Here is a 14,486-nt window from a genome sequence, read left to right as displayed (position 1 = left end):
CCTACTTTGTCTGCATAGACGCTAAGTGCGAGGCGGTTTATTACCTTTTCAATCCACCACAACAGGCCTGTGCCTTCCTCCCGTACACAATTCTTCGCCTTTTCCATTTATTGGTTAGTATTTAGTGGTCGTAAATCATTAGCCGATAGCAACAATCAACCTACCTTTCTTTGCCTTAACGGTTATTTGTTTGAACTCAACGCCAGCCATTCAGTCAGATACATATTTCGACAAAGATCACACTGAAAAGCTCATGAGGCTCACATGAAAAAGGTATTGCCACTAATTGGCCTGCTATTCACGACTTCAGCTCTGGCTGATTCACTTACTGGCTGCTACCTAGACACCATGACAACTGAAAGTTATGTATCGGATGAATCAGCGGAAGTAGCATCCTATATCGAAGTAAAAAATGAGGATGACCAATACTTTGTCAGGGGGCTGCTCTGGGGAGGCAACTATCACATTTGTAGCATCGAAGGCGACGAAGAGGGTGATGGAGCAGGTGGAGCACTGCCAATGAAACGAGTCGGTGATACCTTAGTGTTTACCGAAAATGACGAAGAGTTTGGCATCCACTGCAAACTGGAGATGTCTGTCAAAGACGGAAAGTTAAGAGTGAAAGATGCTAACTATGATTGTGAAAAGTGGATCTTCACATGTGGCGATGGTGTTGGTCTGGATAGTGTTGAATTACCGAGAGTTCAGCAACAATGTCCAGGGCCTGATTATCCGAATTTCGATGACCCTATTGCTCCCAGTAGCGACTCAACAAATAAATAGGTAACCGAATAGTCTGGCGGTAACATCACCCTTCAACGTCATACTGGTCTGGTGGTATGACGTTTTTTATTAATTACAGATATCTTACGATAAGCAACAGTGATCCATCAGTCCGACATACCATTAAACGTTTGTTTTGCTGCCCTCGGCGAAATTAACCAATGTCTCACCACTCATGCGATAACCAATCCATTCATGTTGTGGCTCAGCACCCAGTGACTCGTAAAACTCACGGGATGGAGTATTCCAGTCCAGACAACTCCATTCGAAACGGCCACATCCTCTCTCAACGGCAATGCGGGCCAGGTGTTTTAGGAGGAAGATGCCAGCACCTTTGCCCCGATAATCAGGTGACACATAAAGGTCTTCTAGATAAAGTCCGGGTTTAGCGAGCCACGTCGAGTAATTAAAAAAGTAAATCGAAAAACCGATTGCAGCTCCCTCAAGCTCACAAATCAGTCCGTACACGCCCGAGTGCTCACTAAACATGCTTTTTTCTATTTTTTCTGGTGTGGCTAACACCTCATGCTCGGCCTTTTCATAGATAGCTAACTCTCTAATAAAGTGAAGAATAATATCTATATCAGCAATTGTCGCGGGACGAACAGTAAGGCTCATAAGGTCTCCAATAAATAAAATCTAAAAATTTATTAAATATTTATACATTCCATCCTATTCAATACTTAACTCATTGGATATTTTTATGGAACGGATATTTTTTTCGACGTCGTTATGACTTATTCATACCATAATTCACTTTCTAACCGATTGATTCAGTCTTTCTTAGAGATATGCCGCAATTAGCTAAAATGAAACGGGTTGGCAAAAGCCAAAAGCACGCCGGCAGACAGACGGCGTTAGAACTCGACAAACTGCGCGAGGCTTATCAAGCCCGGTAGAACTTCAGGGCGAACGGTGACATCAAAATACCCTTTATTAATATTCTCGATTTTTCCATTCTCACCCGCATGCGATTTGGTGAAGGGTGTCACCTGAAATGGAAAGACCTCAATCTGAAACACAAAACATTGATTGTAAGTGACTGCAAAGCAACGCGGAAAAAGAAGGTGTCCATATGGTGGTGTCGCTGCTCGGTGATTCGTTTTGACCACAAAAAAATCAATATTATGTGGTAGGTATACACCCGACTATTCCCGCATAAGCTACATGCTAAAGCATCCTAAGAATGAAAAATTTATACTCGCCACTGCTAGGGCTATCTACTTTTAGCTTTTTTCACCTAAACCTTTCACACACTCGCAACCTATAAATGATAATAGAAATCAGTTCATTTTATTCAGGAAATTTTCTTTCCAAAATTGCTTACTTTTAGAACGAAGGCACCTAGCCAAGATATTCGCCTCATTCCCAGTTTGGTATACTCAATGGAAAATAATTAATATTCTTCATTTGTGTTTTTGATGAGCTAATTTTGTTACTATTCTGCAATTAAGAGGATTATAAATTAATAGACAGTCTAAAATTTAATCCTATATTTTTATTAAAAATATTGAATCTTATTAATTCAATTATAATTGAGCATTTATGGAAAATTTATTTATATACAGTAAAGATGAATTAAAATATCAAGCTTTTGAAGTTTCTGAATCTGAAATTAAAAAGGCTATCAGCTATAGAGAAACTCTAGTTAAATCCTTAGATATAGAAATTATTTATGATCAAATTATTGAATCTTACTGGGACTATAAAAATAAAGTTAACTATTGGAATTTGAAGTCACTATCATTTCCAAAAGCGGACTATATATATAATCATGAGGTTCGTAGTTCATTAAACCGTTTAGCTTTTAACTTATTTAATTTAAGTAAACTATATTTAGATTTACATTACAATGAAGATAAGGGAAAATGTTTTTCGTTTGAACTGACAAAGGAACAAAGCTCAAAGCAAAAGGTCATCGATCAACGAAGTGAAATCTATGAAACAAACCTAAATTATGTAGTAGGCTGCAAAATTCGAAACAATAACCAGCATGGTCAATTACCAGTTAGAGAGTTCACAACAGGTATACGTTATGATAAAAACACTTTAAGTCGTACTGTAAATTTTAATATATTTTATTATTATGAAGATTTAAAAAAAGCAAATGTACCCACAAAAAGGCTATCCAAAGATATTAAGCTTGAACTTACAGATATAATTGATGGTTTTGTTTATGCTATCTCTCAGAAACATATGTTAAACCGTAATTTAACTGAGGTAGTTGTGAGTAAGGCGCGAGCTTCACTCTTATCAATGTGGAAAAGCTATGCGAATGAAGTAGGATTTGAGAAATATCGATGTGAAGTCTTATTACAAAACAATAAAATATTAGGTTTATCTCTCGAGTGGTTTGATGTTTTTGAGCATTTAAAAAATAAGCATAGTCATTCAATCAATTACTCGAATTTAACTTTGGAAAAATAAGGCTCAGAAAATAGTTTAAGATTAATTCTGTATTATGATAAACCCGCCATGCGGTTTTTTCTTTTATCAGTATTTAATAATTATCAAAACAACTATCCCACTTAAGGACATATGCGAAAAATTTTTCGGGCTGACTAAAAACACGGTAGAGATTAAGGCAAAAGCCCAAACCTTACCTGTGCCCACCTTCAAAATGCGCGGCAGCAACCGAAGTCCTGAGCTGATCCATGTTGATGACCTCGCCAAGTTCAGAGACGTCCAACTCGAAGAGGGGCGCAAGGCATTGGTCAGCGTTAACAGCACCGCCGCATAACATAACCAGCGATGGGCGCAGAAAGCGACACTCCCGCGACGCTGGGCAGTATCCTCCTCTCAAGACATACAGTCTGACTCTATGTATTTTTCTCTCCCACCAAGAAGAAAGAGTTCGATGCCATAGTAGGATAAAAAGGCATCGACAAAAGAGGGCACTTCAATGCCCCTCATCGAACGTCTTGTATTGAGGGCGGTAGAACCCCTGAATTCGGGTATCTTTTCCTCGTTGGATATACGCATTGAACTTGGTAATCATTCAAGGTATTTCGCAATTAATCATTGTACAAATGAAACATAGAGGAGGTGTTTGCTATCGTCGATGGGTATCAAGCAATACTTTTTATCTACATAAAATGAGAGTAAGAATGAAGTTTTTAGAACTCAAGATACCACCTCTGTTTCTGGTTGTTATTTGCATAACACTTATGTGGTGGATAAACGGTGATAGTCTGGGTGTGTTAGTAACACTCTCCTATCGTTTGGCAGCCTCAGTAATACTTCTCCTGGCTGCGATATTATGTTGCTATTTAGGCGTGCGTGAGTTTGCTGTACATAAGACAACCGTCGATCCCATGCATCCAGATTCTTCCAGCCAGCTAGTACAGAGCGGCATCTATCAATACACCAGAAACCCTATGTATGTCGGTTTCGCGCTTTTACTGCTGGCAGCTGCGGTATTTCTCGGTCATCCCATTGCATTGCTTTTTGTTCCTTTATTTATGATCTATATGACTATTTTTCAGATCAAGCCTGAAGAGGTGGCGTTAACGCAACTGTTCGGTAGCAGTTATACAGACTACACAAATAAGGTGCGTCGGTGGCTGTAAGGCAAACCTCCGTACCTCCAATATAAAAGCACAATGCAGCCAACTTGAAGCGACAAAAGCAATGACTTTGAAACTGCCTTAAAGGTGAATTAACACCGCCGAAGTTCAAAATACGGACTCATTTAATCAAGCAACTGAATTGAACGAGTCCGCACTCACCAGCCATATCTGGCATAGCGACAACAACCAAATACTCCCCCCTTCGTTGTGTAGTCGCGTTAACTCGCAATGCGAACTTTGCTTATGGTTCTATCGACGCCAATGTCTTGTCCCACTGAATAATCCTCCCAAAAAATAACAAAAAATTCAGCCCTAATATTGCCCTCTCACCGACGGTTTAGGCCACAGAAAAGAAGGCGCTAGACCAACGAGTGAGCACTGACATACACAATGTTAAAAAGGTGTCTCTTGCCAAATTTTCAGATTTATCATTTGCGGTTACTGAGAATGATAATTAGAATCATATTCAACATATGGTGATACATATTTTATTTAGTACTACATGTAGTGGTGTTATAGCATTGATCAATAGGGGGCTTTAATGCACTGGCTAAACGACCTATCGCGACAATTTCTTGAAAGTGGTTATCTTGACAAGGGGGTTGAACCCGAAACTCGCATCCGAGAAATTGCAGATCATGCAGAGTCGTTGCTTGGCATTGAGGGCTTCGCAAACAAGTTCAATGACTACATGCAGAAAGGCTTTTATTCACTCTCGTCACCTGTTTGGTCTAATTTTGGTAAAAAGCGCGGTGAGCCCGTTTCGTGTTTTGGTTCATGCATTGGCGATAACATTGGCGACATTTTGTACACCCAGTCTGAAGTGGGCACCATGTCTAAACTGGGTGGCGGCACATCAGGATACTTCGGACACCTGCGCCACCGCGGGGCGGAAATCACAAACAACGGTCATTCATCAGGGGCGGTTCATTTTATGCAGCTGTTCCAAACCATGGTAGATGTGGTCAGTCAGGGCTCTGTTCGACGTGGACGCTTTTCACCCTATCTCCCACTCAGCCACCCGGATGCCAATGAGTTTTTAGATATTGGCATGGAAGGAAATCCGATTCAGGATTTGACGCATGGCGTGACCGTCGATGATCAATGGATGGAGGAGATGATCGCTGGCGATCAACAAAAACGTGAGCTGTGGGCGAAAGTGATCCGCCGTCGGGGTGAATTGGGTTATCCCTACATCCTGTTTGAGGATAACGCAAACAACAATACGGTTGATGTGTATAAAACACACCAGAAAAAGATCGTTGCCTCAAATCTTTGTACTGAAATCATGCTCCCCTCCGACGAGCGGTGGTCTTTCGTTTGTGTGTTGTCGTCAATGAACCTTCTGCATTTTGATGAGTGGAGAGATACCGATGCGGTAGAAACCTTGGTGTATTTCCTTGATGCGGTGGTTACCGAATTCTTAACCAAGCTGGAAGTGTATCGTGACTCTGAGTCATTGGACGACCAGCGTATTTTCCAGTTCATGCAAAAAGCCTACGCCTTTGCAAAGGAGAACCGCGCACTTGGTCTCGGCGTACTCGGCTGGCACTCGTATTTGCAATCAAAAATGATCCCGTTTGAATCACGAGATGCTGCCCGCATCAATCTTGATGTGTTTAAGCTGATCAAAGAAAAGTCTTATCAGGCATCAGCAGCACTGGCGGAACAGTTTGGTGAGCCCGACATGCTCAAAGGAGTCGGACGCCGTAACACCACCTTAAATGCCATCGCGCCAACGACCTCATCGGCGTTCATTCTCGGTCAGGTGTCACAGTCGGTAGAGCCGGTTTGGCGCAACTGTTATGTGAAAGACATCAGTAAAGTCAAAACAACCATCAAAAATCCGTATCTAGAAAAACTGCTGGAAGAAAAGGGACAGAACACCAAAGCCGTCTGGCAGGATATTCGTGACCACGACGGCTCTGTTCAGCATCTGTCATTTTTGACAGAACTGGAAAAAGAAGTCTTTAAAACCTTCAGCGAAATCGATCCCATGAGCATCGTTGATCAAGCTGCTGTTCGTCAGGACTTCATCGATCAGGGCCAGTCTTTGAATCTGGTCGTCAACCCGGCGACCCCTGCAAAAGAGATTAACCAGCTATACATCAATGCCTGGAAGCTGGGGATCAAGTCTCTCTACTATCAGCACAGCGTAAACGCTGCCCAGATGCTGAACCAGCAACGTCAATGTAAAGCTTGCGAAGCCTAACGAGTAGGAACCCACTATGATTCACGGAATTAACCAGATACAGAAGCGCGATGGCTCAATTGTGGCCTTCAAGCAAGAAAAAATCAGTAACGCGATTTATAAAGCAATGCAGGCAGTCGACAATGGGTCCCAGCAGGATGCTGATAATATTGCCCTCCAGGTCATGGGCGATTTGGCAGCGATTCGCGAAAAAGACCGGCGCTATGTCCCTTCTATCGAAGGGATTCAGAACATGGTGGAGGACGCGCTTATGTCGTCGTCTTTCCACGATGTCGCAAAGGCTTACATTCTTTACCGTAATGAGCACGCAAGGCAGCGCCAGACTAACATCTTTGAAAAACGCGTGAATCTCAAACCTTATGAATACCCTGATTTCTGTGAGTATGTGGATGCCATCCGCCACTCCTATTGGGTACATACTGAGTTTAACTTTACCTCGGATATTCAGGATTTTAAATCCAGCCTTTCTGTTGAAGAGAAGGAAGCGATAAAACGCACCATGCTGGCAATTTCCCAGATTGAGGTCGCTGTGAAGACCTTTTGGGGCAACATCTACAGCAAAATGCCGAAACCCGAAATAGGCGCAGTGGGTGCCACTTTCTCAGAGTCAGAAGTACGCCATTCTGACGCCTACTCGCACTTGCTGGAAATTCTGGGTCTGAATAATGAATTCGAGGCACTTAAAGACAACCCGGTGATCATGAAGCGTGTACGTTATCTGGATATGGCTCTGAAAAATGCCAACTCTGATGACAACCGAGACTACGCAGAGTCCATTTTACTGTTTGCGTTGTTCATCGAGCATGTTTCTTTATTTTCACAGTTCCTGATCATTATGTCGTTTAACAAACATCGTAGCTTGTTGAAAGGGATCTCAAATGTTGTTGAGGCGACATCGAAAGAGGAACAGATCCACGGAAACTTTGGCGTTGATTTGATTAAACAAATTAAGCGTGAAAATCCGAGCTGGTTTGACGAAACCCATGCCAAAACCGTGTCCTCATTGTGTCGACAAGCAATGGAAGCTGAGAGCGAAGTGATCGACTGGATCTTTGAGCATGGTGAATTGAGCTTCTTGCCCAAAGATCAGATCAGGGAGTTTATTAAACAGAGATTTAACCAGTCTTTAAGCAACATTGATATAGCGCCTGTTTTTGAGATTGACGAAAGCCTGCTCGAAAAAACCGAATGGTTTGATGATGAAATTATGGCGACAAAACATGTCGATTTCTTCGTCAAACGCTCAATCAATTACAATAAGCGCCAACAATCAGTCACGGCTGACGACCTATTCTAAGAGATGTCAATAGTCTCTGTAGGCACATCTTTCTGTCTACAGAGGCTGTCTATAACTGACAACCAACGAAATTTCATCCTACTTTTCCCGCTCGTCCACCTCACTTTTTATCGCTGCTTCCAGAGTGCCATCACTGAGCTGCCCTCAATATTTGTTGCTTACTCACACTTAATGAAACAGACCTTGCCCTGTAGTCACATAACTTGTTATGCAGTCAGTCATGTAACTGGATAGTCGTCGCCTCAAAATCAGAGCCAACGGTTCAACACTGACACCCAGCAAGTATCGGGGACACAAGAGATGCGAAAAGTAACAGCCATATCGATATTACTTTTAAATGGTTACCTTATAGCGGCCATGATAGGCAGTTATCTGATTTGGCAAGACAATTATCGCTCTCTGGTGATTGACCAGCATCGACAACTGGATGTGTTTTCCAATCACATTATTAGTCGTCTTGAGAAATATTCGCCAATCCCACAACTACTCAGTCAGAACACACTGCTGTTAAATACCTTATCTGCTCCTGCTAATGCCGCCACTGTGCTCAAAGCAAATCAATTTTTGCAAAGGGTGAACTGGGTGAGTCAGGCAGCTGATACTTATCTACTGAGTAAAAGTGGGATGACGATAGCTGCAAGTAACTGGCAAGAGTCCAATACCTTTATAGGCAAACGCTTTGACTGGCGTCCTTACTTCAAACAAGCCAGAGATGGTGGCAAAGCAGAGTATTTTGCACTCGGATCGACATCGGGTAAGCGGGGCTATTACTTTGCTTATCCGGTTCTCCAAGACAACAGGGTTCAAGGGGTGGTCGTGGTTAAGATGCAACTGTCGGCTATTGAGTCTAACTGGGAGAATCAACAAAGCCAGTTTGTCGCCACTGATCCATATGGGGTGATTTTTATGTCGAGTCAGCCTGAATGGCTTTATCAGAGTTTGCGACCGCTGACCAAACAGGAACAACAAACGCTCAAAGAAAGCCGTCAGTACTCAGACCGAAAGATTTCATCACTTCAGCTCAGAGGGAAACTTGCCGATTCACCTTCACGTGGTGACACCAGCAGACTGATCAGCGACGACATGGACGTGATTGTCAGCTCAAAATCCGTGGCTGGCTTTAATTTTGATATCCGGGCACTGAGTCCCAGCCACCTGCTTTATCATGGCCTTGGATATTTTCTCACTATCCTGACTCTCATTTTTGCTGTGATCTTACTGATCTCATTGGTTTTCTATCAACGGAGACAGAAACAGCGGCAACTGGAAAAGATGCGTGAATCCGCTAACCAGCATCTTGAAAGGCAAGTGCTGATGAGAACCTCCGAACTGCAATCAGAGGTCGGTGAGCGGGAGAGAGCTGAACAAGCCCTTCGGCTTGCTCAGGCAGAGCTGATACAGGCAGCAAAACTTGCCGTCATTGGCCAATTGTCTGCCACTATTAGTCATGAGCTGAATAACCCTCTGGCTGCAATTCGCAGCTTTGCTGACAACGGGCGAAAATTTTTAGCACGGGAACAATGGCATCGTGTCGATGAAAACCTATCACGTATTACCGCCCTCACAGAGCGGATGGCAGACATCAGTAAGCAGCTTCGAGCGTTTGCGCGAAAGCCCGATGACGTGAAGGCCAGTCAAACTGATTTACGCACCGTCATAAACGAGGCTGCTTCCTTGATCGCAGCTGAAGCCAAACGCTATCAGGTAGACATCAACCTGTTATTACCCAGCTCACCTGCTTTCGCTCTGGTGCACGCATTACAGTTAGAGCAAGTGATCATCAACCTGATCAACAATGGCATTCAGGCAATTAATGAAGCTAATACCGGCTCAACCGGTTTGCTTCGGGTATCACTTGAGGCATCAGAGACATGCTGGCACATCCATATTGATGACAATGGACCTGGCATTCGTGTTTCAGACCAAGAAATGCTATTCGAACCTTTTTACACCACACGTAAAAATGGGCTGGGGCTTGGTCTTTCGTTGTCACAACAGTTAATCGTAGGAATGAATGGCACCTTAGTTGTGGGGCAATCCCCGCTAGACGGGGCCAGACTGACCATCAGGTTTGAAAAGGATGAAGATAATGCGTGATGTGTACTTTATTGATGACGAAACAGATCTGCGTCATGCCTATCAACAGACCTTTGAACTGGAAGACATCGATGCGGCGTTTTTCTCTTCTGCAGAAGAAGCTCTGCTGGCGATCAAAGAACAAGGGCTTCCGTTAGTGGTCGTCAGTGATATCCGCTTGCCCGGCTTATCTGGTATCGACCTTTGCCGAACCGTGATCCATCGCAACCCGGATTTACCCGTGGTGCTTATCACCGGCCACGGTGACATAGCGACAGCAGTCGATGCCATGAAGGATGGCGCTTACGACTTTATCGAGAAACCATTTTCCTCTAAACGACTGATCGACACCATACGTAGAGCAATAGAAAAGCAGAAACTGATCAGAGAAAATGAAGCATTGCGACGCAAATTAAAAGCCAGTCAGGTGCTTGGCCCGCGAATCATTGGTACTAACGAAGACATCGTGGCGTTGAAAGAGACGATCAGTCAGATTGCAGATACCCAAACCGATGTCCTCATCTTAGGCGAAACAGGCACAGGTAAAGAGTTGGTTGCCCGGTCTTTGCACGAACACAGTACGCGTAATGCGCATCCCTTCGTCGCCATTAACTGTGGTGCGGTACCGGAGAACCTGATTGAAAGTGAGCTTTTCGGTCACGAAAAAGGCGCATTTACGGGTGCAGACAGCCTGCGGGTAGGGAAATTTGAGCATGCTAATAAAGGAACCCTTTTCCTTGATGAAATAGAGTCGATGCCGATGCAAGCACAAATACGCTTGCTCCGGGTGTTACAAGAGAGAACTGTTGAACGGATTGGGTCAAATACGTCCCGTCCTATCGACATTCGGGTGATTGCAGCTACCAAAACAGATTTGTTTGAGGCATCGGAGCAACGTCAGTTTAGACAAGACCTTTATTATCGGCTCAACGTTGTGACCCTCAGCTTACCGCCGCTTCGGGCGAGAAAAGACGATATCCCAGCTCTATTTCACCACTTTCTTTTGATTGCCTCTGACCGGCACGGTAAAGCGACACCAACACTCGATAGTCAAAGCCTGAACCACCTGATGCAACATGACTGGCCGGGTAATATTCGTGAGTTACGCAATGCCGCCGAGCGATTTGTTCTGTTCCGAAAACTGGACCCTCTGACCAATGAGAGGGAAAAAGCAGAGACCGTAGCGTTGGCTGATAAAGTGGCAGAGTTTGAACGGGCAGCCATTGAACAGGCGTTGATCGAAAATGGTGGTTCAATTAAACACACGATGCAGATGTTACAGTTAGCCAGAAAAACGCTGTACGACAAAATGCAGCGTTACGGGCTGGATAAAGAAGATTATAAAAATGCCGATCTCTGATGGTTCAATAATTAGCAATGGCGCTTTTACTGCCATTGCTAATTTCCTATTTTAGCGGGCGATCATTTCCGGTCCCATCAGCGATGTCGGTAGCCAAGTCGAAATCGTGGGAACATAGGTGACGATAATCAAGAATAAGAACATCACTGCCACCCACGGCAAGGCTGCCCGAACTACACCTAACATCGACATTTTCGCGACACCAGCGGTAACAAATAGGTTCAGTCCGACTGGCGGGGTGATCATACCAATCTCCATGTTCACCACCATGATGATGCCGAGATGAATCGGATCAATACCCAGTGCGATAGCAATGGGAAACACTAATGGTGCCACAATGATCAACAGGCCTGATGGCTCCATAAACTGACCGCCTATCAGCAGCAATACATTGACCACGATCAGGAAGGTGATTGGCCCAAGTCCGGCGGACAGCATAGACTCGGTGATCATCTGCGGGATACGCTCTTCGGTCAGTACATGCTTGAGAATTAACGCATTAGCGATAATAAACAGCAGCATCACTGTGAGTTTTCCTGCCTCAAACAGGGTTTTCTTAGTATCGGGATGAACAAACGCCTGCATCACTTTTATCAGCCAGAAACGACGGTTATCAGGATCGGCAAACGGTCCCATATCTTTATAAACGTAATTGGCAATGATGAAGGCATACACGGCCGCCACTGCTGCCGCCTCTGTCGGAGTGAAAATACCGCCGTAGATGCCTCCCAGAATGATCACCACCAGCAGTAATCCCCAGCTTGATTCCTTGGCAGCCGCAATGGCTTCAGGCCAGCCGACAAAAGGTTGTTTGGGCAGACCTTTGACCCTTGCAGTGATGTAAATAGCGATAATCAGCATCAAACCTGCAACTAGTCCCGGGATCACCCCGGCGAGAAACATCCGGCCCACCGACACATCAGTGGCTGCGGCATAGACCACCATCACAATGGAAGGCGGAATCAGAATGCCTAGCGTCCCAGCATTACAAATCACCCCGGCCGCAAACTCTTTGCTGTAGCCATTGCGCACCATACCCGCGATCACAATGCTGCCAATCGCTACCACGGTGGCAGGCGATGATCCCGACAAGGCGGCAAACATCATGCACGCCACCACAGACGCCATGGCCAGCCCACCTCGAAACCAGCCCACCATCGCGATGCAAAACGGATGATCCGCTTTGCCACTCCACCTGTCGACATGAAGCTCGAAGCCAGAATAAAAAAGGGAATCGCTAATAAGGTGTAATGACCTGAAAAGGCGTTGAACAAAGTTTGAGCGACAGATGCCAGCGAACCATCAGAGTAGATCAAGAGAAACACAATGCTTGAAAAGCCAAGCGATACGGCAATCGGCACACCGATCACCATCAGACCAATTACCATCAGAAATAGAAATACAATATCCACGCCCTATTTCTCCTTATCTGCGTTCACGTCGCTTCCCTGCGCGGCATGCTTAAATTTTTCTAATTCATCATCCACCTCATGGCTGCTGATCACACGGTCCAGTTTTCCGGTAACGACCTGATAGCCCAGCTGTAAAAACCGAACCGTCAATAACGCTGTTGCCAGTGGCAGTACAAAGTAAGGAATAAAACGGGGCAGCTTTTCGTAACGCTCTCCCTCATTGAGCCAGCCGGCTAAAAACTGCAGCATCTCTGGCATTGGAATATCATCGGTTTCATACCATGCCCGCTCAGTCACAAATGGGAACCAGTAATTCCATGAGCCAATAAACAGGAGGACTGAAAACAATATGCAGACAGACACTGAGATCAGCGCGAGCACATGCCGCCAACGCGGTGAAACCGCCTCAAGCAACACATCCACGCCAATATGAAAGTGCTTTTTCACGCCATACGACGCGCCGATGAGGACCAGCCAGGCAAAAATAAACACAGTCAACTCAAGCGCCCACAAGATATTGTCGTTAAAGACATAACGGGAGATCACATTGGCAAAAGTGAGAAGAGTCATTGCCCCCAGTAAAATAGCAATCAGAGTCTCCTCAACCACGTCCGACAAAGATGTCGAACCAGAGGAAGGTGTCGGTTTATCCATAAAAAGTCCCGAACATTGAGAAAATGAATGAGCCCATGTTTGGGCTCAAAGGTTGATATCAGGGTCAGGTCAACGATTTGTCGCCTGTGCAGCAGACAGCAAATCGGCTCCAATATCTTTCTCAAACTTCTTCCAAACCGGTTTCATCGCATCGCGCCATGCCAATCGTTGTGCAGCAGTCAATTGACGAACCTTGCCCCCTGCTTCTTGGATTTTTTGCTTGTTTTCAAGATTAACCCGGGTTGACTCGGCATTTCGCTGCGCAGTGACGTCGGTAATGATCTTAGCGAGTTGGTCACGCACATCGGCTGGCATACCATCCCAGAAAGAGGTTGAGGTGACGACCAGATAGTCGAGCACGCCATGATTCGTTTCTGTGGTGCCATCCTGTACTTCAAAGAACTTTTTGCCATAAATATTCGACCAGGTATTCTCCTGCCCATCAATAACCTTGGTTTGCAGACCTCCATAAACCTCTTTAAATGCCATTTTCTGTGGGTTTGCGCCAAGCTGCTCAAACTGGGCAACCAAAACATCTGACGCTTGTACCCTGAACTTTAACCCTTTGACGTCAGAGGGGTTGATCAGTGGCGTGTTGGCTGACATCTGCTTCATCCCGTTATGCCAGAAAGCCAGTCCCTTGAGGCCACGGCGTTTCATCGAGTTTTTCAGCTTTTCTCCCGCCTCAGAATTCTGGAATCGGTCAACGGCGTCAATGTCATCAAACAGGAAGGGTAAATCAAAAATGCGGAATTTCTTGGTGAACTTTTCGAACTTAGACAGTGAGGGAGCAGCAAGCTGAACGTCACCATTTAACAGAGCCTCCAACACTTTATTGTCGTCATAGAGTGTGCTGTTCGGGAATACCTGCATACAGACTTTACCGTTCATTTCCTCATTAACTCGCTTTTCAAGCAGCGAAGCGGCAATACCTTTCGGATGTTTGTCTGTATTCGTGACATGACTGAACTTGATCACCAGCTCACCATCATCGCAGTTTGCCGCTGCCTGAAAACTTCCTAATGCCAGCGCAGACGCAGCGAGTACATGTAGTGGCTTAAACATATCTGTTTCTCCTTGTTTGACGGAATAGTGCCATGGCTTTGGTTGCACAAAGTCTGTC

At 44.8% G+C, this 14,486-nt stretch carries 13 protein-coding genes and 1 pseudogene; 8 read left to right on the top strand and 6 right to left on the bottom strand.

Translation table 11 applies throughout. From position 1 onward, the window contains the following. The first annotated feature begins 264 nt into the window (after positions 1 to 264). Positions 265 to 783: a hypothetical protein gene (locus A8L45_RS01245; protein ID WP_068898384.1), complete on the top strand. Its 519-nt coding sequence runs from the start codon at positions 265 to 267 to the stop codon at positions 781 to 783. Between the two features lie 123 nt (positions 784 to 906). Here the strand turns inward: A8L45_RS01245 and A8L45_RS01240 are convergent, their stop codons facing one another. Next, positions 907 to 1,401: a GNAT family N-acetyltransferase gene (locus A8L45_RS01240; protein ID WP_068898382.1), complete on the bottom strand. Its 495-nt coding sequence runs from the start codon at positions 1,399 to 1,401 to the stop codon at positions 907 to 909. Between the two features lie 239 nt (positions 1,402 to 1,640). Continuing rightward, the gene (locus tag A8L45_RS24340) at positions 1,641 to 1,805 is read right to left on the bottom strand and encodes a hypothetical protein (RefSeq protein WP_175401858.1); all 165 of its coding nucleotides are present in this window, start codon (positions 1,803 to 1,805) and stop codon (positions 1,641 to 1,643) included. A 523-nt stretch (positions 1,806 to 2,328) separates the two neighbouring features. Between A8L45_RS24340 and A8L45_RS01230 the strand changes: the two genes are divergently transcribed. Then, positions 2,329 to 3,210 (top strand): hypothetical protein, encoded by an 882-nt coding sequence (locus A8L45_RS01230; protein ID WP_068898378.1) that lies wholly within the window; start codon positions 2,329 to 2,331, stop codon positions 3,208 to 3,210. Positions 3,211 to 3,244: 34 nt separating this feature from the next. Next, positions 3,245 to 3,523: a pyocin activator PrtN family protein gene (locus A8L45_RS01225; protein WP_068898376.1), complete on the top strand. Its 279-nt coding sequence runs from the start codon at positions 3,245 to 3,247 to the stop codon at positions 3,521 to 3,523. Positions 3,524 to 3,582: 59 nt separating this feature from the next. On the opposite strand, the gene A8L45_RS24335 is transcribed toward A8L45_RS01225, so the two are convergent. Further along, positions 3,583 to 3,765, bottom strand: a complete 183-nt coding sequence (locus A8L45_RS24335; RefSeq protein ID WP_175401867.1) for a hypothetical protein — start codon at positions 3,763 to 3,765, stop codon at positions 3,583 to 3,585. Positions 3,766 to 3,812: 47 nt separating this feature from the next. On the opposite strand from A8L45_RS24335, the gene A8L45_RS01220 reads away from it, so the two are divergent. The 5 genes from A8L45_RS01220 to A8L45_RS01200 all read left to right on the top strand — a co-directional run bounded on the left by A8L45_RS01220 (position 3,813) and on the right by A8L45_RS01200 (position 11,297). Then, complete coding sequence (locus A8L45_RS01220; protein WP_139122279.1) at positions 3,813 to 4,352, top strand: methyltransferase; 540 nt, start codon at positions 3,813 to 3,815, stop codon at positions 4,350 to 4,352. Between the two features lie 541 nt (positions 4,353 to 4,893). After that, on the top strand, positions 4,894 to 6,564 hold the full coding sequence (locus tag A8L45_RS01215; protein WP_068898372.1) for a ribonucleoside-diphosphate reductase subunit alpha: 1,671 nt from the start codon (positions 4,894 to 4,896) through the stop codon (positions 6,562 to 6,564). Positions 6,565 to 6,580: 16 nt separating this feature from the next. Further along, complete coding sequence (locus A8L45_RS01210) at positions 6,581 to 7,861, top strand: ribonucleotide-diphosphate reductase subunit beta (RefSeq protein ID WP_068898370.1); 1,281 nt, start codon at positions 6,581 to 6,583, stop codon at positions 7,859 to 7,861. Positions 7,862 to 8,161: 300 nt separating this feature from the next. Continuing rightward, the gene (locus A8L45_RS01205) at positions 8,162 to 9,958 is read left to right on the top strand and encodes an ATP-binding protein (protein ID WP_068898368.1); all 1,797 of its coding nucleotides are present in this window, start codon (positions 8,162 to 8,164) and stop codon (positions 9,956 to 9,958) included. Continuing rightward, positions 9,951 to 11,297 (top strand): sigma-54-dependent transcriptional regulator, encoded by a 1,347-nt coding sequence (locus A8L45_RS01200; protein WP_068898366.1) that lies wholly within the window; start codon positions 9,951 to 9,953, stop codon positions 11,295 to 11,297. Before A8L45_RS01205 ends, A8L45_RS01200 begins: the two co-directional genes overlap by 8 nt. Positions 11,298 to 11,348: 51 nt before the next feature. On the opposite strand, the pseudogene A8L45_RS01195 reads toward A8L45_RS01200, so the two are convergent. From A8L45_RS01195 to A8L45_RS01185, 3 genes and pseudogenes are all read right to left on the bottom strand, one after another. Continuing rightward, positions 11,349 to 12,709: pseudogene (locus A8L45_RS01195) on the bottom strand (TRAP transporter large permease). Between the two features lie 3 nt (positions 12,710 to 12,712). Then, on the bottom strand, positions 12,713 to 13,363 hold the full coding sequence (locus A8L45_RS01190; RefSeq protein ID WP_068898364.1) for a TRAP transporter small permease: 651 nt from the start codon (positions 13,361 to 13,363) through the stop codon (positions 12,713 to 12,715). A gap of 69 nt (positions 13,364 to 13,432) precedes the next feature. Further along, the gene (locus tag A8L45_RS01185) at positions 13,433 to 14,428 is read right to left on the bottom strand and encodes a TRAP transporter substrate-binding protein (RefSeq protein WP_068898362.1); all 996 of its coding nucleotides are present in this window, start codon (positions 14,426 to 14,428) and stop codon (positions 13,433 to 13,435) included. Between the last annotated feature and the right edge of the window lie 58 nt (positions 14,429 to 14,486).

This window comes from Veronia pacifica (assembly GCF_001707825.1).
GTDB classification, from domain to species: Bacteria; Pseudomonadota; Gammaproteobacteria; order Enterobacterales; family Vibrionaceae; genus Veronia; species Veronia pacifica.
The sequence above is the reverse complement of the archived record's forward strand: the minus strand, read 5'-3'. Positions and strand labels throughout refer to the sequence as shown.

Coding starts and splice junctions, on each gene's coding strand:
- A8L45_RS01205 (WP_068898368.1), top strand. CDS start 8,162: ATGCGAAAAGTAACAGCCATATCGATATTACTTTTAAATGGTTACCTT.
- A8L45_RS01185 (WP_068898362.1), bottom strand. CDS start 14,428: ATGTTTAAGCCACTACATGTACTCGCTGCGTCTGCGCTGGCATTAGGA.
- A8L45_RS01230 (WP_068898378.1), top strand. CDS start 2,329: ATGGAAAATTTATTTATATACAGTAAAGATGAATTAAAATATCAAGCT.
- A8L45_RS01190 (WP_068898364.1), bottom strand. CDS start 13,363: ATGGATAAACCGACACCTTCCTCTGGTTCGACATCTTTGTCGGACGTG.
- A8L45_RS01215 (WP_068898372.1), top strand. CDS start 4,894: ATGCACTGGCTAAACGACCTATCGCGACAATTTCTTGAAAGTGGTTAT.
- A8L45_RS01220 (WP_139122279.1), top strand. CDS start 3,813: ATGAAACATAGAGGAGGTGTTTGCTATCGTCGATGGGTATCAAGCAAT.
- A8L45_RS01210 (WP_068898370.1), top strand. CDS start 6,581: ATGATTCACGGAATTAACCAGATACAGAAGCGCGATGGCTCAATTGTG.
- A8L45_RS01225 (WP_068898376.1), top strand. CDS start 3,245: ATGATAAACCCGCCATGCGGTTTTTTCTTTTATCAGTATTTAATAATT.
- A8L45_RS24335 (WP_175401867.1), bottom strand. CDS start 3,765: ATGCGTATATCCAACGAGGAAAAGATACCCGAATTCAGGGGTTCTACC.
- A8L45_RS01240 (WP_068898382.1), bottom strand. CDS start 1,401: ATGAGCCTTACTGTTCGTCCCGCGACAATTGCTGATATAGATATTATT.
- A8L45_RS01245 (WP_068898384.1), top strand. CDS start 265: ATGAAAAAGGTATTGCCACTAATTGGCCTGCTATTCACGACTTCAGCT.
- A8L45_RS01200 (WP_068898366.1), top strand. CDS start 9,951: ATGCGTGATGTGTACTTTATTGATGACGAAACAGATCTGCGTCATGCC.